Raw genomic sequence first — 21,006 nt, forward strand, 5'->3', positions numbered from 1 at the left:
AAGTCTGTTCTGAGGCATTCTTCTGTGATGTTAGAAGCCCACACTATAATCGCTTCGATTTAGTGTGGGTAGTTCACATTGTTCTCCTACATAACTTAAAGCATCAGTGAGATGTTTGTGCCAGTAGTTCCAACCTGTAATAAATACATACCAGTAGCCACCGGCTGCTAGGATAGCGACTGTACCCGCACAAACGATCGGTATGTTTCTGAATCGCAATGTCGTTACATCTCCTGAGAACGGTTTTTTGAGCTGCGTCGCATCCGAAACCACATCGTGATTCCCGTGATAGCTAAAGTCAGCAAACCCAAGGCGTTGAGGAACGGATAGACGATTTCTAGATTCAGGCTACCAAAATGACCTTTGTGCCAATCCAGCAACCAATCGTAGTCCTCCCCTGTGCCTGAGAGGTCTACCATCTGATAAACCGATCCGGTAATCAGGGTGAGTAGGATCGGCAGAATCATGATTGGGGCAATGATGCGATGCAGTTGACGCAGACGAGCTTGATAATTTCTCATGACAGTCCTTTTCTAAACTAGAAACAATAGCGATCGATTCGCAACTCTCAACTTAATGCTTACAGAACCGTTTGTCATTCCCGTGACACCAGAATATACCTAAAATGACAAATTTAAAATTTTGCTGCAAAAATTAAGAAATAATCATTTTTTTTAACTTTTGACTTTTGAATGAGTGACTTTTGACTTATGGACATTTTAATTGTTGAAGACGAACCGGAAATCGCCAAGCTGATCCAACTGACTTTGGCAGCTGAGGGATTTTCCTGCCACCAATGTCGGGATGGACTGACGGCATTGCAAATGTTTCAGCAGATACAACCAGATGCGATCGTACTCGACTTGATGGTGCCCGGTTTGGATGGGTTGGAAGTATGCGCCCGCATCCGCCAAAAACCCGGCCCCAAAGACCCTTATATTTTGATGCTGACTGCTAGGGGTGAGGAAATCGATCGCGTGATCGGTTTGTCTACTGGTGCCGATGATTACATGGTTAAACCTTTTAGTCCCAGAGAATTAGTTGCCAGAGTGCGGGCCCTATTGCGGCGCAGCCTTCGTCACGGGGGAGAAAACCTCGTTTACCGTACCCAGCATTTTACCGTGGATGTCGATCGGCACACAGCCCACCGCCATATCAATCCAGATCGATCGGAAGAACTGGAGTTAACCACTTTAGAATTTAACCTTTTAACCACCTTGATCGGCTACCCGAATCGAGCCTGGAATCGCACCCAATTAATTGATAAACTGTGGGGTAACGACTTTTTTGGCGATGAACGAGTGGTAGATACTCATGTAGCCAGACTGCGTAAAAAAATTGAACCAGATCCAGCTAATCCCACTTTTATAAAAACTGTAATCGGACTTGGTTACAAGTTTGAAGATGCAGTAAATAATTAAAATCAAAAACAAATTCAAACTTTAATTCTTATGGCAAAGATAGGTCTGGTAACACGGTTATTTTTTTCTCACTTTCTAGTAATTGTAGTAGGAATAGGCAGTTTTGTCATCATTGGCAAAGTCTCTTCACCTCGCTTATTCGTCCTGCACCTACAACAATTGGAAGGAAGAAACTTTTATTATTTACGCTATGCTCGCACTCAGCTGGTTGAAGGATTTGAAAATGTCTGGAGTCGCAGCACCTTCTGGTCATTCATGACTGGTGCAACCGCTGCTGGTGGATTGAGTTATTGGGTATCCAAGCGGATTATGCAGCCTCTTACACTCATGGAACAAATCACCCAAAAGTTTGCCGCCGGAAAGCTAGATGAACGAATGCCTACTTTGGAGATTACAGAACTCAATCAGTTAGCTGTCAGCTTTAACCGGATGGCGTCCAGTCTCGAAGGAGTGGAACAGCGACGCCGCGAACTAATTGGCGACCTCACCCACGAACTGCGGACGCCGCTAACTGTTGTTCGCGGTTACTTGGAAGAACTGGCGGATGGTAGAATTTCACCATCGCCAGAGATTTATCAGCAATTAGCAAAAGAAACAAAGCGGTTGGAACGGTTGGTAAACGATTTGCAGGAACTCTCCAAAGCAGAAGCGGGGTATTTACCAATCAATTTGCAGCCTGTTAATTTGCGTCCTTTGTTGGAATCCTTGGTGCAAAAATTTGCAGACCAGCTACTTGAAGAAGGCCCGGTTTTGCGATTGGAATGTCCGCCCCAGTTGCCTTTCGTATTAGCTGATATTGACCGAGTGGAACAGGTTCTAGTCAATCTGTTGGGAAATGCAGTGCGTTATACTTCCGAAGGCTCTATTATTATCCGCGCCTGGACTGAATTGGGCAAATTTTGGATTGGGGTTATTGACACAGGACAAGGAATTGGAGTAGAGGATTTGCCTCATGTATTTGAGCGTTTCTTTAGGGCCGATCGATCGCGTGCCAGACATTCTGGGGGAACTGGAATTGGTTTAGCTATTTCCCGCCGATTGATTGAACTGCAAGGCGGTCATATTGAGGTGGAAAGTCAACTTGGTAAAGGTAGTACGTTTCGGTTTTTCCTGACTTTAGCTTAACAATTCTATTGTTCAATTATATGCTCTGTTCTATTCTTACCTTCATTCTTTATACAGTACATTAAATAGTCAGCTTTTTCAACTACTTCATCCACTGAATCCGGTGGATTGAGGAAGGTAATAGCACCGATACTAAAGGTTGCTGGCCATTTATTTTCATCCATTGTATCCACAAGTTGCTGTTGCACTCTGGCGATGACTGTATGAGCTGTTTCGTATCCAATACCGGGCAGTAAGAGGGCAAATTCATCTCCTCCTATGCGGGCAAGTATATCAGTGTCTCGGATAGTTTTTTTAATAGTTTGAGCCAAAGTTAGTAAAAGGCGATCGCCTATTTCATAGCTGCCATACTTATTAATATTTTTAAAATCGTCAACATCTATATAGGCGAGTGTAAAAGGATGTCCGTAACGACGCGCTCTCTTAATCTCCAAAATAGCTAATTCACTAAATAATTTTTTATTAGCAACGCCAGTTGTAGGGTCAGTTCTCGCAAGTGTTTTTTCTCTTTCTCGCGCACTTCTCAATTCCGATAAAAGATAAGTAACAGTTAAAAAGAAACCCAATCTGACGGATGCGTTCCAATAATGAGTAGCAGATAATGAGGCTGTTGCGTCTAATGTTTTATTAGCGATAAGCCATGTTATAGCACTGGCGATAGAAATCGCTATACCAGCCTTTTCGCCAGCGAACCAAGTGGTTATACAAATAGGAATAATATAAAATATTGATACGGAGATATCTCGTGGTATTACGTAATCAATCAATCCCAGAATTAAGACTAATAATAGCCCTAATCCTATCAAAAGATACTTAGGTTTGTTTTCGAGATAGTGTATTATCTTCACTTTTAAATTCATAGAAAAAACAAAATGTTAGTATGGCTTCTAGTTTAACAAACCCCGCCTCGCTCCAAATGAGATTCGCTCAGTGCCTGCAAAGTGCTACAGGGCGAGAATTGGCGTAGAGCCAACCGACTCCTTTCTGGCTGGAAGAATATCTATAAGGCCGCAGAGGGGAGGGGGTAAGAGGGGAGGGGGTAAGAGGGGCAGAAGGGAAAAAGAATGATAGATAATCTTCGGGCGGGAAGGGAGTAACTGAGAGATACCAGTTCAGACACTTCAGAACTAGGGAATTGCGATTAGAAATCGAGAAACAGACTCGTTACATAATACAGTGACGGAACTCTTCGTGGTGCTATCTGTGGAAAAAAGTTGGTTGCAACTGCTTGTCAAGTGAGTGAGATACAGAGAAACCCGGTTTCTTGAAGAAACCGGGTTTCTTTCGCGTAATTTCTCAGGTATTGTTGAGAATGGTTCAAAATGTGAGAATAGGCGTGGTGCCTATCCGATGAAACAAATTTACGATCGCACTGCCTACCTGTGACAGGACTACTGCGCGGCGGTGGGAAAAGCACCGGGTTGCACCGTTAAACTAACGTTTTGACCGTTACGACGCACTTCCAGTTGCAGATTCGCGCCCACTTGGCTGTTTTCGACTGCCTGCTGTACAGTGCTGGATTCTGTGACCGATCGATCTCCGACCTTCTGGATAACATCACCCGCACGCAGTCCAGCTTTAGCAGCGGGGGAATCCGGCATAACTCTAACAATCAACACGCCTTTGTCTTCGTCTACAGTCAAACCACTGTTGCGATCGCTGTTGATTCTTTGCTTGATTTCAGCGGTCAGATCGACCATCTGAACGCCCAAAAAAGGATGTTCTACTTTGCCTTGTGCCACTAGCTGAGTGGCAATTCGTTGGGCGGTATTGATCGGAATTGCAAAACCAATGCCTTGGGCACCTTGGATAATCGCTGTATTCATGCCAATTACTTCACCTGAAGCGTTCAGCAGTGGGCCTCCAGAGTTACCGGGATTAATCGCGGCGTCAGTTTGGATAAAGCTGACTCGCTTATCCGGGACGCCAACTTGACTGCTGGTGCGACCTGTAGCGCTAACAATGCCGGTAGTGACGGTGTTATCCAGACCTAGCGGATTGCCGATCGCGATCGCCCACTCCCCAGGCTTCAGTTTATCCGAGTCGCCGATCCTAATCGTGGGCAGATTGTTAGCCTGAATTTTGACAACCGCAACATCTGTAACCGGATCTGTACCCAAAACCTTACCCTGGAAAGTACGACCATCCTTCAGCGTTACCGTTACAGTGTCCGCACCATCGACCACATGGGCATTGGTCAAAACTTGACCGTCCGAATTAATAAGAAAGCCCGACCCCGTACCTCGTTCAACTTGCTTCTGGCGTGGCGTGGGGAATTGACGACCACGAAACTGGCGTCCGAACGGGTCGTTAAAAACTTGAGGAATTTGATTCGTTACCGTTCGCGAAGAATCGATGCGTACTACTGCTGGCCCAACGCGATCGACAACATCTGTAATAAAGTTTGTATCTGCCGTTAATGGTAGTTTGGCATTAAGTTTTGCAGTGATTGGCGTGACAGAAGGCGCAAAAACAGGCGGCGCAGAAACAGACGGCTGCGAAGACACTTTGTTTGGGGAACCCAGGTAGCTGCCTGCAAAGGCGACACTTGCGCCCAGCAGCACCAGCGATACGTAAGTGAATGGCTTTTCCCAAAAAAGATGGTTAGATTTCGGAGTCTTGCGATCTAAAATGTTGAATTCGATGCCCTTCGCTTCTCCCGAACCATTATCTAGACGAGGCTGTTTTGTTTGCATCTCGGACACCTGTTGCCACATAATTAATAATTCACACTTCTCAATGTAGACATTTGTTGTGTCATTCTTGTGACAAGGTTATTGCTTCACTGCGAAAATTTCTTTTGCTGCATTTGAATTTCCCTCCTAAAACTTTAAAGTTCAGCAGTCTTGTCGCTGGATCTTACTCAGTTTTAACCGCAGTTGAAGCGATCGGCTTGTGGTATGACAAAACTTGGGCAAAAATCTTAGTACTGGTGCTGGTTGGTATCAGTATTCCGGCTGAATTTTTGAGCTAATTCGAGGGATATCGCTGCTAAAGCTGGTTGTTTTTATCATAAATGCAGCGGTATTTTGGTACTTGGCGCGTCATTCTTTGTTAGCTAAAGATGATGAATAGAGATCGTCAAATTTTCTGTTGTCATCGATGGTTAAATTTTTACCACAGATGAAGACAGATAAACACAGATGAACACAGATAAGAATAATCACACGATTTTTTTAGGTAACTGATCGTACCGGACATGATATGAGGGGGGTGGGGTTCATCCGCTACTGATTTGAGATAACTAATACTGAAGAAGCCGATCGCCCAAATTCCTCTGGTATATATTGCAGGCGAACTTCCGCACCAGGCCAGACGAATGTGCCTGGGGTGACAGAACGAACTAAGTAATGCAGGCTATAGACTCCGGCTTCCAGACGATCGCCATACGCCACAATGCGATCGCGATAAATCGTCTTATAATCCAGTTCCCAACTATCTCTTTGCGCCTGCAAGTAAGGCGTAGCAGTTTGGAAACTGCCATCTACAGCTTCAAAACCAGCAGGCAAAAAGTCTGTGACGATGAGATGGTCTACTGGATGATCGGTAACAATTTCTAACCCAATATCAAAGACCTGTCCGCCAGCTACTTTTAATGGATCGTCAAGTGCGTAAAGTCCGATCCGTCGCAGTACTTTATTTTCATTAGCACGACGAATTTCTCGCACTATCCGCAGTCCGTTGAGTCTACCGGGTTGATTTCCCTGTAAGCGATAGCGATAAGTCGCCACATAATGCAGCGTACCTTGACCGGATTTTTTCAAGATCAGGTCGTTTTGACCGCGAGGTAGTTGTGCGATCGCAACTTTCACATCTTGGTTATTTTGACGATAACCTTCAAATCGCGTTGATGCTAACTGCTTGCCAGCGAGTTGAACTGTAGCTGTAAAGTTAGGCGGTGTAGGCTGAAGCTTCGCATATTCGACCAAAGCAGTGAGCGCTTCGGCGTTATCGTAAGTGTTAGGCCAAATACCATTTCGCCGCAGTGCTAGGAGACTTTGCACCAAACGATCGACAACTTCCGGTTTGCTATTTTGAGCAATAAATAACTGCAAAGCTTGAGCTTGTGCTGTAGTAGGCGAACCAAACCACCGCCAACGTTGAGGTAAATTTACCGTCGCAGTACGACCTGTTTGGTAAACACTTTCTTGAATTTGATTTAGCAGTGTTTTCGATTCGTCTTGCCAATCTGGTAACAGGGATAAATAACGCGCTAGTTTAATCTGAGTGACGAAATCAAAGTTATTTCGCTGCGCGTAAATATCTGAGATAAAATCATTGCGGTTTTCTCCAAATTCCGAAAGAGCCATCAGCGCTGACAATCGCAGCTGATTTTTGCACAATTGTTCTTTACAAAAGTCGTATTGACCGGGGTCTGCCAGAATTTTCTTTAAGTAAGTTTTCAGGCGATTTATCATGGTCGGATTTACTTTCAGTCCGGCGGCAGATGCTCTGGCGAGACTTTGTGCTGCATAAGGAGAAACAAACGGATCGGAGGTTGTTTGTCCCGGCCAAGTCGCGAAACCACCATCTGGTTGTTGGAGTGTTTGCAAGCGTGCTAGAGCCTGATTTGCTTGTTGTTTGGGATTGAAGTTGGCGAAAGTTTGCTGATATTTTTGACTGAGAATTTGCAGATTAGCTGCGATCGCTAACTGACTCGCAGATGGTTCCAAGAAAGGCAAATCATCGTTATCCAAAACTTGTCGTGCAGGTGCCATAATCTCTGGAATCAGACCGCTGGCAATTTGCACTTCCAAACCGCCAATATCATTGGCAACATTGTTATCTATCTTCAGAGGTATCTTTGCCTGATTATTAGTTGTACCAGTTTCGACAACTTGTTCCGTAACTTCTAAAGATTTCACCTCTAAAGGAACGGCAAAAGCATCGGCTGTACCGTTTAGCTGAGTAGTAAATTTTACTTCCGTTTTACCAGTGGTATTTGCCACCATTGGGAAGCGGTAAGCACGAGTACCGGATTCTGATTTGGTTTGCAGCGTGTTATTTTGGGCAAACTGGATACCGCCATTGAGTTCGCCTGCAATATCCAAATTTCCCGTTTGTTGGGTATTATTTGTTACGGATAGTCCAGCGTCAAAGCGATCGCCCAATCGGACAAACTGAGGTAACACAGGATTAGATATCAGCGGTTGCGTCGTGATGAAAGTCGTCTCACCATTACCAAAGCGCAAATTACCATCCGTCGCCACCACCATCACCCGCCAAGTTGTCAAATCATCGGGTAATTTAAAGGTGACTTGCGCTTGTCCGTTTTCATCAGTTAGCACCGAACCATTGTAATAAGCTAAAGGTTGAAAATCTTTGCGAGTGCGAGTATTTTCTGCGCCTGCGGATAGTCCTCCACCATAACCCCAACCTTTTTCTAAAGGCGAAGATAAAGGTTGTAGCACTACATCCGATCGATTATCGGCAAAACGAGTCGAAATTGTCTGTTCTGCATATACAGTTTTTACTAAATCCGGCGGACGATATCCACTCAGTTGCAATATCGCTTCATTCACCACCATCACCGTCAATTGTCCCTTAACAGGATTGCCTTGATTATTAGTAAGTTTGAGTTGCAAAGTCTCTTCTGCACCCGGTTGCAGCGATGCTTGTTGGGGTGTAACTTCAACTTTTAAGTATTTCTCATCCAAATTGATATTAAACGGTACAAAACCAATTCGCACCAATTCGTTTACACTTCCCGCTTCCACTTGCGCTAGAGGTTTGCCTTGACGTACCAAAACCGCCTCAACTGCTGCATTTGGCAACATATTTGGAGTTACTTTAAACTGAATCTGCGGCGCACTACCTTTGACTTTTTGAATTGTGCGATAAAGGATATTGTTGCGAACGACTGCAAAGTGCAATTCAGCTTCTGGATAGGGAGATTGGATCAAAGCGGTAGCAGTTTCACCCGGTTGATAGCTTTCTTTGTCGAGTTTAACTTCCAAACGATTATTGTCATATCGATCGCCCCAACTCGCTAGATCGTTTCCAGTTGCCCAAATCTGCAAGTCGGTTGCGCTTAAATCGTTTTTAGCATTAGTAAAATTTGCTCGTATGCGATAAGAACCAGATTCGGGAGGCGTAAGCGAAACTGATTGGGGAGTGTTACCAGAAGAGATTTCTGCTTTAGCAACAGTTTTGTATTCAACTTGATTTTGCGGTGTTAAACTGCCTTCCACTACTTGCGTAACGCTGCTGTATTTAATTTCTTGCAGTTCGACGCGAACTTTTTGTCCTTCTATTACTTTACCTGTGGGGTCAGTTACAATTACCTGAATGGGAAAAGGTTTATTCACATCTGCCACAAAATTGCTTTGCAAACCAATTAAGCGATCGCTTGGTAGTGCAGTAAAGCTTTTGGAATCAGCAACCGATAAATTAGATACATCCGAGACTTGCACATCCACCCGATAATTCATCGGATAGGGCAAATCTTTCGCTACCGTTACGGTTTGATTGCTTTTACCTTGTCCATCCAGCACTTGACTTACTTGCAAGACATCTGTAGAAACAGAAGGGCTTTCTTCTGGCCAAAACCACTGTTTTCCGAAAGAAAATTCTGACCAACCTTTGGGGATGAAAGCGGTTTGCGATCGCGTCACATAATACTTCGCTTTACCGCCTTCAACTGGAGAACCAAACAGGTAATTGCTTGCCGCTTTTGCTTCCACCTTTTGGTCGATCAGGGCAAATTCTTTCTCCAAGTTGAGAGCAACTTTAAAATTAGGCGGTTTAAACTCAGCTACCCGGAAATCACCAGAAATTTCTACTCCATTCTCCCCTTTAGCAGTGATGGAATAATAGCCTAGAGCTTGATTGGCAGCAATGGGTAATTGCAGAGAAAACGTGCCAAATTCATTAGTTGTCTTAGTTCCCAAATTCGTCTTTTTCCCATCGGGACTTTGTAGACTTACCTTGTAAGGCACATTTTTATCTTGTTTGATAACGCCATTTTGCAGATAATAAGCTTCCCCAGTAAACCCGGCTTTTTCACCTGGTTGATACAACTGTCTATCTGAAAATATCGTTCCCCGCGATTCAGGTTTACCACTTTGCCATCCCGCATAGATACCGTAATCATAAGAACCGCTATATTCATCAGTCCGTGTAAAAGCCCAATCTTTATCTTCACGGGCAATTACTAACAGTTTTGGTGGTTCAGCAAATCCCCCTGCCGATTTCATACATTTTTGCAAATCCTCACGATTTAGCAGCAACGTACCCGTTTTATCTGTTTGAGAAACAGCGCAAGGTTGAACTTCTTCTTTAGTTTTTGCATCCAATTTTGATTCATAAATCTCGACAGTTGCAGACTGCACCGGAGAACCATCAGAAAGATGATTGACTCGAATCAATCCCGAATTTGGAAACCACTGGGCAAACACTCCCAAATTTGTTAATTCTACCAGTCCGTAAGTGGTATTTTCCCGCCACTTCTGCTTGCCATTTTCTAGATAACGATTGGTACGAGCTTGAATACCATAAGCTAACATCCCAGTCCCCGCACCAAGCTTTTCTCGTAAAGGAACGGCGATATCTTTAGACTGATTTTTTCTACCTGCTACTTTAAAAGATTGCCAAGATTCAGGCGGAGGTAATAAATCATTTTTGTTTCCTTTGGGATAAGCAGAATCAATGTAGACTAAATCAGTCGGTAGCACCACTCGATAAGCTGCTTTGTACTGCGATTCTGGCAGATTAACTGTGGAAATATTCAACTGTAAATTTTTACCTGCTGGGAAAATATGCAAATTAGATGGTGTCCAGATATCTCCAGCTACATCGCCTGTTGCGTACTTTACTGTTACTGGCTTTCCTAATGTTTGTCCGAATTTATCTTTCAGGTTTGCACCAATGGTAATAGTATAGGTTTTGGCAGGTTCTAATGACCAAGGGTTAAGATTAACAAGCTTTTCGCCATCAAAGACTTTCACCAATTGAGGTGCTGGTTTAGGTGGAGGATTAATTTTAATATTTTCGAGCGCAGAAGCTGCCACTAAGCCATTATTAAATTGTAGTTGTGCAGCACCTTTTACAAAACGTCCGTAAGCTCCAGATACATCTGGCTGTCCAAATAATTCCAGTTTTTCAAATGCTAGGTTTGCATAAGTTTTAACCTGACTGGCAAAATTATTCTCAGTTGGCAAATTACCACGCGCCGGACGAATACCAGAGGAAAATTCCAAACTGTAACTGGTTGCTTTTTCTAACGTTTGCTGCGGTATTAAGATATAGTTCCAGTCACGCACTGAAGCATCAAATTTCTCTACTGGTGGTTTATCTGTTGCTGAAGTGTTTTCTTTTTCTGGCTCGACTTTCAGCGGGATACGCTGCTTTTTACCTTCGGGAGTAAAAGCTAAACGATCTCGCAACGAAGGTAGGTCAAGTTCTACGTTTGATGTAAATTTTAAAGTGGGTTTTAAGTCAATTGGTTGCGGTTCGGAGTCAGGAGTTTCCTTCCAACTAGGTAAGTTAGTTAATTTAATTGATTCAGTATTGAAAGTCCAAGCTAAATCTTGCGCCAGACGATGATTTTTGAGGTCGGATAATCCCGCTTTGAGGGTGACTTGTACTCTTGTTGCTTTCGGTAGTGCTTTATCTGCTTGAAATCCCACCAGTCGGGGAGTTAAAAAGCGAAATTGACCGGGTAAAGGCGGCGTAATAGCAAATTTCTGCAACAGGCGCTGTTGATCGGGACTATCGATGCTTTCAACTGGAATTAGGGGTTCTTTAAAGCGAATGCGGATTTGCGCGAGAGGTTCAGCTTCGCCAACGGGACTAATTTGCTCTATCCAGTCTGGTAGTTGAGGCGTGGGTAAAGAGGGAACCGCTGGTAGTGGTTCGTTACCTGAAATATTGACTAAACCGCACCCTGTCATTCCCAGGATGAGTGTCAGCACCAAGCAGAATATCCAAGTTCTAATTATCCTGCTGATAGTTTGCATGGTTTTTACCCTCACAGCTGATATTGCATCAGATGGCTGATGCCGCCTGAATAACTATCCCAGTTCCTACAGTTACTGCCTAGTGGCTTTCCGGGTATAGTAATAAATCTTTACTGGAATTGCTAATTTTTGTTAGATGACCCATACTAGGGCTAGCTACCTTTGAACGGAGCATCAATATTTGTTCAAGATTACCATAAATGACGAGATTTCCTTACGATCAATTTGCCAAGGACTATTTAAAGGAGTTGTTAGCACCTCTTGGGGAGGTGGAAACTAGCCGAAACGTCCCAGGAGAAGTGCGAGAGATAGATGTTTGGTTCACACCTTATCCATCAGCACAAAGGGGGGATGCAGTAGTACTGGGATTGCTGGGGCGATTTGCCGCTACCCCATCTATCTTTGAACCCTTCCGCAATGCCGTAGCGCCCAGCCAAATTCGCGGTTGTATGGGTAAACTATTTGATATACACGCCAATCTCCAGCGTCAGCGTCAGCGGGACAACAGTCGTCTCGATGAGGCAGATTTACCTGGGTTGTGGATTCTTTCGCCTACTGTTTCGGCAACCATTTTAAATGGGTTTAAAGCAGACCCCGATGCAGATAACTGGCCTACAGGAGTCTACTTTCTGGGAGAATATCTAAAAACGGCGCTGGTGGTAATTCACCAGTTACCGCGCACTGAAGAAACACTATGGCTGAGAATTTTGGGTAAAGGAAATGTGCAAAAACAAGCGATTAACGAAATAGGCACACTTCCACCCAATCATCCATTACGTTCAAACGCTCTCTTGTTATTGTCTAATTTGCAGGCAACGTTACAAGCGAGTCAAACTATAGATCGAGAAGACCGGGAGTTAGTTATGGAATTATCACCACTACTTTTACAATGGCAGGAAGAAGCTGTACAGCGAGGTATGCAGCAAGGTATGCAGCAAGGTATAAGGACAGAACGCCGCGCCAACATAGAAAATTTGCTGCGAGTCCGGTTTGGTTTGTTAGATGAGCAACTCTCAGGAATTATTGAGCCTTTGTTGGAGTTGTCACCAGAGGAGTTTACTGTGTTGTTGCTGCAATTATCTCGTGATGAGTTGTTAGATAGGTTTGCTATGTAACGTAAGTTGCCAGTTCAAATTCTCAGTTTGTATGGTGCGTGAGTCTCCGTGTTATAAACTTTTAATCTTTAGTCAAAAGTGGGCTCTCGCACCCGGAGCTTCTTGTAAACCCTCACGACGAACAGTAGGCAAATAAACAATTATCACTAAGCTGTTATTGTTGACGAAATAAAAAAGAAATTCTCATGCGCTAAAAAACACGAATAGTGGTAAATTTGCTGATGGTAGTTTCAAATCAGTAGATTTTGACAGAAGCGGACAAATAAATCGGCAAGAATTATTTTCACGGCTGACTGGAAGAGTACAACTGATGGAAGATCTCTAGTACATAGTTCCCTGTACCCGGTTGAAATATCGGCTCTCTGGCAATGAACGAAAAAACAACAAGAAAACAGTCGGCTAATGATGGACAAACAACTGCACCCGATGGCGCAACAGTACCGCGTCCAGGAAAGAAGATAGGGTTTTGGCGATCGCTACAGTCGCTTCGCCAACAGCTTTTTCATCAACAGATATTCCGTGGGTTGATTTATCCTCTCTGCGCTGGGTTGGCGATTATCGTTATCCTTCTGGTTGGTTCGATCGATCGTCCCACCGTTGTTGCGGCCCAAACTCCCCCTGCGGCAGTTGACCAAACCGCCACTCCCGTTCCCCAAACTTCTGCTTCCCCAACTCCCCCTGCGGCAGTTGGCCAAACCTCAACTCCCGTTCCCCAAACTTCTGCCACCCTAACTCGATGCCGAGTCAATTACTATCTGACCGCTCTCACTGATTTTGACTTTGTGGAAGGCACGTTTTATGCTGTTGTCTGGTTAAGTGGTAACTGCAATAAACCGGATGCTCCTTCTACTGATGCTCTTTACTTTCCGACCGCAAAAAGTTACGAAATGCCTATAAAAGAGACTGTTAAAGGGGTGGGAGAGGGAAGCTATTGGTATGCGAACTTACGAGGCACCTTTCGCAAGAACTGGGATATGCAAAATTTTCCCTTCGATCGTCACACACTGAACATCCCTTTTCTAGTGAGTTATCCCGATGCAACGCAGTTTCTATTTGAAGCGGATAAGAAGAATTCAGGCATAGATGACGCTATCCTGCTACAAGATGGTTGGCGGATTGCCAGCTACAGTGTCGATGCCGGTATAACTCAATATCAAACTAACTTCGCCGACCCCAGAGCAACGGTTGACAAAATCGCTCAAGCCAACGTGAATATGACAATTGAGATCGAACGAACCAGTAACTTAAGCTTTATTAAGCTAGTTGGAGGCGTCTATATTGCTTTTGCTGTTTGCGCCGTATGCTTCCTATTGGATGCTTCCAATAGCGAACTTTATACGGGAATGTTAGGTTTACTGGTTGGAGCCCTCTTTGCGGTTTTCGTTAATCTACAGGCAGCCGGAGCGACTCTTGGGACAGCTGAAACGCTGACTATGATAGACCAAATTCATATCATCACAATGTTCTACATCTTAATGGCAATGGCAATGGAGACGCTGTTTTTTCTAGGTCACCAATCCGAATGGAGTATAAATATGACGCGCATCGAACACCTCTGCGAGATTGGGTTTGTTGCGTCGTATGCGCTCGTCAATATTGTTATAATCATTGCCGGTCATAATTATGGTTAAGTAGGCTATTTGCTGAAGAAATGCGATCGCTTTTTAAGATCGCGATCGCGCACTACAGCGGGTTTCAGTTGCATAAAGTACACCCGGAGAAACCCGGTTTCTTGAAGAAACCGGGTTTCTCTGCACTCGCGCATTCCCCTAATGGCCCGCAACAGAAAACCCTCGGCGAATACGTTTGTTATCCGCTAACTCCACCTGGAAACTAACCCGATCGCTCATTTCCCCACTTTGAACCTCTAACGTCCAATTCCCAGGACGCAGTTGCCAGAAAAAAGAATTAGATGACTGGGTTGCCACTTTTTCACCATTCAACCACCACTCTATAGGCTGATTTGATGCCGTAGCAAGTTTAAATTGTAACCTTTGCTCAGCAGGATATACCAAAAACACATCCCCGTTACGAGGAGATAATATTTTCAATCCGCTGGGTGCTAAATTAGGTTGCGGTTGCATTGCTAACCACTCGTTGTATTCCGCAGGTAAATTGAGGCGATACTGGGGTGATTTTCCATCGCTCGATACTATCTGATAAAAAGTATCTGGATGACTTTCATAATAGCTGATATCTTCGGGGTAAAAATATTCTTGTACAACTGAAGGACAAGCAGGGGTTGGACGCAAACCGGAAATTGCACAAATAGGTTTTTGCAGCAAACCTTTTGGAGGGGGAAAAGCAGCAGGTTCTCGATCTTCGTGTAAGTGTAACATGATGCGATTCCACAGAGGCGCTGCACCCATGACGCCGGAGACTTTTGCCATGCGATCGCCATCAAAATTTCCCACCCAAGTAGCCACAGTATAATCTCTCGTAAACCCCACCGTCCAAGTATCTCGAAAATTAGAAGAAGTCCCTGTTTTAACCGCTGCTGGAAATGGTAAAGCCAACACCGATTCTACACCAAATCCTTTCGCACGAGCATGAGCATCGCTGAGCATATCGGTAATTAATGCCCATTCAGTGGGATTTTGGATTTTGGATTTTGGATTTTGGATTGAGGAATTAGAAGTAGGATTTTGGATTGTGGGATGATAAAATGTAGTTACAAACGGTATTGCATCTCCTTGTCTTGCCATAGTGACATAGGCGCGAGCTAATTCCCAAAGACTAACTTCGCCACTGCCCAAAGTTAACCCTAAACCGTAATATTCTGGGGGATAATTGAGATGGGAAAACCCCAGTTGATGCAGACGTTCTAGAAAAGTGGATACCCCAAGTTTTTCCAACACTCGCACCGCCGGAATATTGAGGGAATTTGCTAAAGCAATGCGGACTCGCACAGGCCCCTGAAAAGTTTCGTTATAATCTTGAGGGCTATACAGTTTTGCGCCTGGAATCGCGTAATGAGTTGGCACATCGGCTAATACTGTATTGGGGTGAATTATCCGATTTTCTAACGCTAATTCATATAAAAAAGGTTTAAGGGTTGAACCGGGTTGACGCAATGCTTGCACGCCGTCATTGCGACCTATTTCTGCTTCATTAAAATAATCTGGTGAACCGACATAAGCTAACACTTCGCCAGTGTGGTTGTTAATAACTAAAGCGGCAGCATGATGTACATTGTTAGGCGTGAGGATGCGGACTACTTCCTGCACTTGCGCTTCTACAAATTGCTGCAAAGGACGATCTATGGTGGTTCGCAGATGGGAAGGATGTGTTACTTTTAAATTCTCCTTGTCCAGTTCATTGGCTACCCAAAATAAGAACTGGGGTGCGGCGAGAATACCTTGCTTCCGGGGTTGAAGGGCTATTTTTTCAGTGTAGGCCCGATCGCTATTAGCGCGAGTAATATATCCATCTTTCACCATGCGGTTTAAAACATAAATTTGTCGCCGTTTCAGTGCTGGCAAATTATGGTAAGGATTCAGATTAGTAGGATCGTTGGGTAAGGCGGCGAGAAGCGTCGCTTGCGCCAAATTCAAGTCACTCGCAGGAATACCAAAATAAACGCGGGAAGCTGCTTCTACACCATAAATATTTCCTCCCATTGGTAAGCGGTTGATATAGGCAGAAAGGATTTCATTTTTGGTCATACCTGCGGCTAACCGCCAAGATAACCAAATTTCTTGTGTTTTTCCCCAAAAAGTGCGCGGAATGGGGTCTATCATCCGCGCCAGTTGCATGGTAATGGTGGAAGCGCCTGAAACAATTCTTTTGGCTTCAATTGCTTGGTGAATTGCCCGTGCGATCGCTTTTATATCCAGCGCCCCATGCTGGTAAAATCCCTTATCTTCGGCGGCGATGATGGCGTTTTTGAAGTGGGGAGAAACTTCATTTAAGGGGACAACGGCGGTATGTTCTTGGTTACGGCTGAGCAATGTTCCCAAGGGTAAGCCGTTGCGATCGCTAAATTCGATCGCTTGCCGATCCTGAATCAAATCTTTAGTATGAATAGGAGCTAGATAGGGGATACTTCGCACTGTTATCCCCAGCAACAACAAAATGCAGGTTATTTGACCGACTTTTCTAAGAATCGGATTTTGCCAAAACTGATGCGAAATTAGATTGTTCATCAGTCACCCTTTACTATTGGGCAATTCCAGAAAAGATGCCATTTTAACCCTCAATTAATAGCCAGAATCGCTTATCTTCTAGAATTCCGTCAAAATCGGGGTCAGTTTTTGCCTGCGTGCGATACTTGGGATTGAGTGCGATCGCCTGCTGTAGGTTTTCCACAGCTGATTTCACTCGCTCCTGCAAGGCATAACAGACTGCCTTATTGTAATAGGCATTGCCATATTTTGGTTCGAGAGCCAAAGCGCGATCGAAGCTATCAAGTGCTTCTTTGTCGCGCTCTAGTTTGACTAGCATCTCACCTTTATAATTCCACGCTTTATGGGAATCAGGATTTAATTCGATCGCTTTGTCAAAAGAATCAACAGCTTCTTCATATCGTTCTAAAACGCTCAAAGCCAAACCTCGATTTAACCAGGCTACCCCATCATCCGGCTGAACATTCACAGCTTTGTCAAAAGAGTTAAAAGCTTCTTCATGCTGTTGCAATGTTCCTAACACCACACCTCTATTCACCCATGCTTCATGATAATCCGGCTTGATTTCCAGCGCTTTATCCAATGACGCGATCGCATCTTCATATTGTTTCAACCTCCCCAGAGTCATACCCCGTTGCAACCACGCTTTGCAGTCGTCTGGTTGAATTTGAACGGTTTTGTTAAAAGCGGCGAGCGCTTTTTCATACCGCTGTAACTCTTTGAGAGCAAGACCTCGGTGATACCAAATGTTAGGATCGTCTTGTTTAAGTTCCAGTGCTTTGTCCAACGAGGCGATCGCGTTTTCATACTGCTGTAACTCCCAGAAAGCAAGACCCCGCTGATATAAAACAGTAGAGTTATTCGGCTTGATTTCAATACCGCGATCGTAGTTTGCGATCGCTTCTTCATACCGCCCTTCTGAGAATAACGCATTTCCGCGAGCGATATAATCATCCGCAGTCAAGAAAAACTCAGGATGATTAGATTTCAGCCGCTCAAGTTGTTCGCTCAAAGCTTGCATTTTCTGTGCCACTTCCGGGATGATAGCTTCTACCATCGATGTCGGCGTATTTGCAGCTAGTTGCTGTATGATTAAATCCTTCTGAGTTTGAGCTTGTCCTATCACTTCAGCAAGATTTTGAGCAAATGCCGTCTCCAATTTATCTATATTCTGAAGAGTTACATCCTTTCGCGTCTGAATTTCGGTCTGTAGTTGGGATACGCGATCGATAATCTCTGCGTTCAACTTTTCGAGATTTTCTAAGTTCAGATTTTTTCTGCCTTGAATTTCCGAATCTAATTTGGAAAATTGACTTTTGGCCGAAGTTTCTAATTTTTCCAGGCTCTGAATAGTGTGTTTTCTCTTTTCTTGAATACCCGATTGCGAAGCTGAAACCTGAGTGGCAAATTCAGTTTCCATATTTTTGATATTCTGGAGTATCTGGGTCATTTGTCCTTGAATCTGCGACTGCGACTCTGAAACCTGACTCCCCATTTCACTCCCCAATCGATCTAAATTCTGAATTGCATCTTGATAAAGCTGTTTAATTTTTTCTTCAGCACTCGTCTGAACTCCAGATAGCTTCGGTGCTACCTCAGCTTCTAGTTTTTTCAGGTTTTGCAATATTAAATCACGTTGCTTTTGGGTATCTAGATTAAGTGCAGACAGTTGTTTGGAGAAATCAGTTTGCGATTGTTTTATGTTCTGCCATACAGCCTCTTTTTGGACTTTTATATCGGTCTCTATTTCGGAAAGCTGAGGAACAAAGTCTGAGGCTAATTTTTCGATGTTTTGTAGAACTAAATCGCGTTGTTTTTCTACCTTCTTATGAACATCTAAAAGCTGAGTCGCTAACGCTGTTTCTGAACTTTCTAGATAGTGCAACACAACTTTCTTCTGTGCTTCGACAGCAGCTTGCATTTCCGAAAGTTGAGGAGCAAATTCTGAGCTTAATTTTTCTAGATTTTGAACAATTAAACCTTTGTGTTTTTGGGCATCCGATCCGAGTTCGGAGAGTTGAGATGTAAACTCATGCTCTAATTTTTCCAGCGACTTTTGAGCATCTTTTATTTGCGTCTCTAATGCCGTTAATGCCTGTTGCTTAGATTGAGAGACTTGGGATAGGAGTTGAGAGATATTGTCTAGTCTGACATCTATCTCTTGGTGGAAATCTTCGGCCCGATCGCTTAACTCATCCCCCATATCCTCAGCTTTTGCCAGCAAGGTTTGCACTTTTTGATTGGCGCTGGTAACCTTACTCTGCAAGTCATCCAGTTGATTAAGATGGTTTGTGACGATCTCTGTAACCTCTGTCATCACCGATCGCCGCAATAGCCACAAGGCAACGATCGCAGCTGCCAAAAGCAGCGCTAGAGTAACCAGCAATACATTAAACAGGGTCGTTGTCCGACTAAAGGCGCGATTCGCCTGAGCTTGAACTTGGTTTTGAATGCGTCTCTGTTCTCGCAATTGCTCCAGTTCTTGACGTTCGCTAGAGGAAATCGCCAGAGTAGCACTACCTTCTTTTGTAGAGGAGGTGGGTTGGGCTAAAGCAATACTAACAGACAACAGCACAGTCGAAACAACGACACTGCCTTGCGATACCAATGCGAAAAGGTAAGGATGCTTGCGCTTCATGGGGACTCCCTTTGTCTGTAGAGCGGGTTTGGCCCGAACTGGTAAAAATCACCAGTAGCCTATTACTAGGGTAACTCTGCTCTGGTTAATCACCTGAGTCTCATAATTCACCCTGCTGTCCAAACAAAAATTCCAAAATCCGCTGATTTTCAGTCTGAATCCCCTTAACCTCAGTTTGGAGTTCCCTAATGGCGGCTCTATCTGCTTCGGCGTTCCGTATCAATTCGTTAATCGCTCGATCGGTTAGCTGGACTGTTTGATAGAGAATTTCCAAATCTTCTCTCATAGCCAGCCGAGCATCCCGTTCGTTTACTTGGTTGGTGGCTAAAGTGTCCAGTATTCGCTCAATGCGGTCTAGTCGGTTTGAGTCTGGGGTTTGGGTCATTGGTTAAAATTGACATATTCAGCACGAAATTCTGTGTACCACACTGTACCAGTGAAAAGGTCTGAAAATATGGAGGTAAGCGGACTCGAACCGCTGACATCCTGCTTGCAAAGCAGGCACTCTACCAACTGAGTTATACCCCCGAAATTGCGACTTTTTTTAGTCACCTCTGTTATCTTAGCTCTTTATTTCACTTTTGCAAGGGGTAAGAGCAAGAATTTTTTGGAAGCACACCTTATCTACAATACCTCTGTTAAGTTAACTTGTAAAGTAGATCGAAAAATTTAGATAAGTTCCATTGAGGAAATGGCCCAAATTGTCGCCACTTTCTATAAATTCGTTAAGTTGCCGGATTTTGCCGACAAACGAAGCCCTCTGTTGTCACACTGTCAAGCACAGGGCGTCAGAGGGACGATTCTGCTGGCAGCAGAAGGCATTAACGGGACGATCGCAGGCGATCGCGAGGGAATTGACTCCGTGCTATCCTTTTTGCGCTTTGACCCCCGCCTAGTAGACCTGGAACACAAAGAGTCCAACGCAGAGGGGACACCATTCGATCGCATGAAGGTGCGCCTCAAGAAAGAAATCGTCACACTGGGATTAACCGAAATCGATCCCGTCGAGGAAGTTGGCACATATATCAATCCTCAAGACTGGAATGCCCTAATCTCCGATCCAGAGGTGATCGTCATTGACACCCGCAACGATTATGAAGTGGGTGTCGGCTCCTTTAAAGGAGCGCAAAATCCCAAAACTGGCTCATTTCGGGAATTTCCAGACTACGTTCGCTCAAGCCTCGACCCCACCAAACACAAAAAAGTTGCCCTATTCTGCACTGGCGGCATTCGGTGCGAAAAAGCAACATCCTTCATGAAGGCCCAAGGGTTCCCGGAGGTTTATCATCTCAAAGGCGGCATCCTCAAGTATTTGGCAGAAGTTCCCGCACAAGAGAGTCTGTGGCAAGGCGAATGTTTTGTCTTTGACCAACGCATTGCCCTGGGTCATGGCTTGGAAGCAGGAACTCATGAAATGTGTCCCAGCTGCGGACATCCGATCGCGCCAGACGATAAAAACTCCCCTAATTATCAGGAAGGCATTTCTTGTCCCTACTGTTTGGATTGACCGCTTACCGCCCTAAAACAATACTTGACCGATGCTCTAGTGGACTAGCAATTTTAGCTCTTATATCTTAGACTTTAGATATTACCAATTCACAATTGTTATCAGTCATATCATCTCCG

General features: G+C 44.3%; 14 protein-coding genes, 1 tRNA gene and 1 pseudogene. 6 read left to right on the top strand and 10 right to left on the bottom strand.

The features are described 5' to 3' along the window. Positions 1-30 precede the first annotated feature (30 nt). Both LAY57_RS20665 and LAY57_RS20670 read right to left on the bottom strand, forming a co-directional pair. Positions 31-219, bottom strand: a complete 189-nt coding sequence (locus LAY57_RS20665) for a hypothetical protein (RefSeq protein WP_249068765.1) — start codon at positions 217-219, stop codon at positions 31-33. Positions 220-224: 5 nt separating this feature from the next. After that, a complete protein-coding gene (locus LAY57_RS20670) occupies positions 225-521 on the bottom strand; it encodes a PepSY domain-containing protein (protein ID WP_249068766.1) in 297 nt (98 codons plus the stop codon). Between the two features lie 189 nt (positions 522-710). Between LAY57_RS20670 and LAY57_RS20675 the strand changes: the two genes are divergently transcribed. Both LAY57_RS20675 and LAY57_RS20680 read left to right on the top strand, forming a co-directional pair. Further along, positions 711-1,421 (top strand): response regulator, encoded by a 711-nt coding sequence (locus tag LAY57_RS20675; RefSeq protein ID WP_249068767.1) that lies wholly within the window; start codon positions 711-713, stop codon positions 1,419-1,421. 30 nt (positions 1,422-1,451) lie between these two features. Next, entirely contained in the window at positions 1,452-2,546 is a 1,095-nt protein-coding gene (locus tag LAY57_RS20680) for a sensor histidine kinase (RefSeq protein ID WP_249068768.1), read from the top strand. A gap of 5 nt (positions 2,547-2,551) precedes the next feature. Here the strand turns inward: LAY57_RS20680 and LAY57_RS20685 are convergent, their stop codons facing one another. Further along, positions 2,552-3,406 (bottom strand): GGDEF domain-containing protein, encoded by an 855-nt coding sequence (locus tag LAY57_RS20685; protein WP_249068769.1) that lies wholly within the window; start codon positions 3,404-3,406, stop codon positions 2,552-2,554. 531 nt (positions 3,407-3,937) lie between these two features. After that, positions 3,938-5,242 carry an HhoA/HhoB/HtrA family serine endopeptidase gene (locus tag LAY57_RS20690; protein WP_249068770.1) on the bottom strand — a complete coding sequence of 435 codons (1,305 nt, stop codon included), beginning with the start codon at positions 5,240-5,242 and terminating at the stop codon, positions 3,938-3,940. 113 nt (positions 5,243-5,355) lie between these two features. Between LAY57_RS20690 and LAY57_RS20695 the strand changes: the two are divergent. Continuing rightward, positions 5,356-5,621, top strand: a pseudogene (locus tag LAY57_RS20695) (DUF2127 domain-containing protein). Between the two features lie 152 nt (positions 5,622-5,773). On the opposite strand, the gene LAY57_RS20700 reads toward LAY57_RS20695, so the two are convergent. Beyond that, positions 5,774-11,503 (bottom strand): alpha-2-macroglobulin family protein, encoded by a 5,730-nt coding sequence (locus LAY57_RS20700; protein WP_249068771.1) that lies wholly within the window; start codon positions 11,501-11,503, stop codon positions 5,774-5,776. 200 nt (positions 11,504-11,703) lie between these two features. Here LAY57_RS20700 and LAY57_RS20705 point away from each other — a divergent pair, with 200 nt between their 5' ends. Next, positions 11,704-12,618, top strand: a complete 915-nt coding sequence (locus tag LAY57_RS20705; protein WP_249068772.1) for a hypothetical protein — start codon at positions 11,704-11,706, stop codon at positions 12,616-12,618. A gap of 368 nt (positions 12,619-12,986) precedes the next feature. Continuing rightward, on the top strand, positions 12,987-14,249 hold the full coding sequence (locus LAY57_RS20710) for a ligand-gated ion channel (protein ID WP_249068773.1): 1,263 nt from the start codon (positions 12,987-12,989) through the stop codon (positions 14,247-14,249). A gap of 5 nt (positions 14,250-14,254) precedes the next feature. Here LAY57_RS20710 and LAY57_RS35910 read toward each other — a convergent pair whose 3' ends face one another. The 5 genes from LAY57_RS35910 to LAY57_RS20730 form a co-directional block, all read right to left on the bottom strand. After that, a complete protein-coding gene (locus tag LAY57_RS35910) occupies positions 14,255-14,383 on the bottom strand; it encodes a hypothetical protein (RefSeq protein WP_275994249.1) in 129 nt (42 codons plus the stop codon). Between the two features lie 4 nt (positions 14,384-14,387). Next, a complete protein-coding gene (gene pbpC / locus LAY57_RS20715; protein WP_249068774.1) occupies positions 14,388-16,763 on the bottom strand; it encodes a penicillin-binding protein 1C in 2,376 nt (791 codons plus the stop codon). A 43-nt stretch (positions 16,764-16,806) separates the two neighbouring features. Next, a complete protein-coding gene (locus LAY57_RS20720; protein WP_249068775.1) occupies positions 16,807-19,380 on the bottom strand; it encodes a tetratricopeptide repeat protein in 2,574 nt (857 codons plus the stop codon). Positions 19,381-19,480: 100 nt separating this feature from the next. Next, on the bottom strand, positions 19,481-19,765 hold the full coding sequence (locus tag LAY57_RS20725) for a hypothetical protein (protein WP_249068776.1): 285 nt from the start codon (positions 19,763-19,765) through the stop codon (positions 19,481-19,483). 70 nt (positions 19,766-19,835) lie between these two features. Then, positions 19,836-19,908, bottom strand: a tRNA-Ala gene (locus LAY57_RS20730). Positions 19,909-20,071: 163 nt separating this feature from the next. Here LAY57_RS20730 and trhO point away from each other — a divergent pair. Then, on the top strand, positions 20,072-20,887 hold the full coding sequence (trhO, locus tag LAY57_RS20735; protein ID WP_249068777.1) for an oxygen-dependent tRNA uridine(34) hydroxylase TrhO: 816 nt from the start codon (positions 20,072-20,074) through the stop codon (positions 20,885-20,887). The last annotated feature ends 119 nt before the right edge of the window (positions 20,888-21,006 follow it).

This window comes from Argonema antarcticum A004/B2, assembly GCF_023333585.1.
GTDB classification, from domain to species: domain Bacteria; phylum Cyanobacteriota; class Cyanobacteriia; order Cyanobacteriales; family Aerosakkonemataceae; genus Argonema; species Argonema antarcticum.

Bases quoted from the DNA above. Each gene is read 5' to 3' on its own strand.
- LAY57_RS20670 (WP_249068766.1), bottom strand. From the start codon at position 521: ATGAGAAATTATCAAGCTCGTCTGCGTCAACTGCATCGCATCATTGCC.
- LAY57_RS20675 (WP_249068767.1), top strand. From the start codon at position 711: ATGGACATTTTAATTGTTGAAGACGAACCGGAAATCGCCAAGCTGATC.
- LAY57_RS20680 (WP_249068768.1), top strand. From the start codon at position 1,452: ATGGCAAAGATAGGTCTGGTAACACGGTTATTTTTTTCTCACTTTCTA.
- LAY57_RS20685 (WP_249068769.1), bottom strand. From the start codon at position 3,406: ATGAATTTAAAAGTGAAGATAATACACTATCTCGAAAACAAACCTAAG.
- LAY57_RS20690 (WP_249068770.1), bottom strand. From the start codon at position 5,242: ATGCAAACAAAACAGCCTCGTCTAGATAATGGTTCGGGAGAAGCGAAG.
- LAY57_RS20700 (WP_249068771.1), bottom strand. From the start codon at position 11,503: ATGCAAACTATCAGCAGGATAATTAGAACTTGGATATTCTGCTTGGTG.
- LAY57_RS20705 (WP_249068772.1), top strand. From the start codon at position 11,704: ATGACGAGATTTCCTTACGATCAATTTGCCAAGGACTATTTAAAGGAG.
- LAY57_RS20710 (WP_249068773.1), top strand. From the start codon at position 12,987: ATGAACGAAAAAACAACAAGAAAACAGTCGGCTAATGATGGACAAACA.
- LAY57_RS35910 (WP_275994249.1), bottom strand. From the start codon at position 14,383: ATGCGCGAGTGCAGAGAAACCCGGTTTCTTCAAGAAACCGGGTTTCTC.
- pbpC (WP_249068774.1), bottom strand. From the start codon at position 16,763: ATGAACAATCTAATTTCGCATCAGTTTTGGCAAAATCCGATTCTTAGA.
- LAY57_RS20720 (WP_249068775.1), bottom strand. From the start codon at position 19,380: ATGAAGCGCAAGCATCCTTACCTTTTCGCATTGGTATCGCAAGGCAGT.
- LAY57_RS20725 (WP_249068776.1), bottom strand. From the start codon at position 19,765: ATGACCCAAACCCCAGACTCAAACCGACTAGACCGCATTGAGCGAATA.
- trhO (WP_249068777.1), top strand. From the start codon at position 20,072: ATGGCCCAAATTGTCGCCACTTTCTATAAATTCGTTAAGTTGCCGGAT.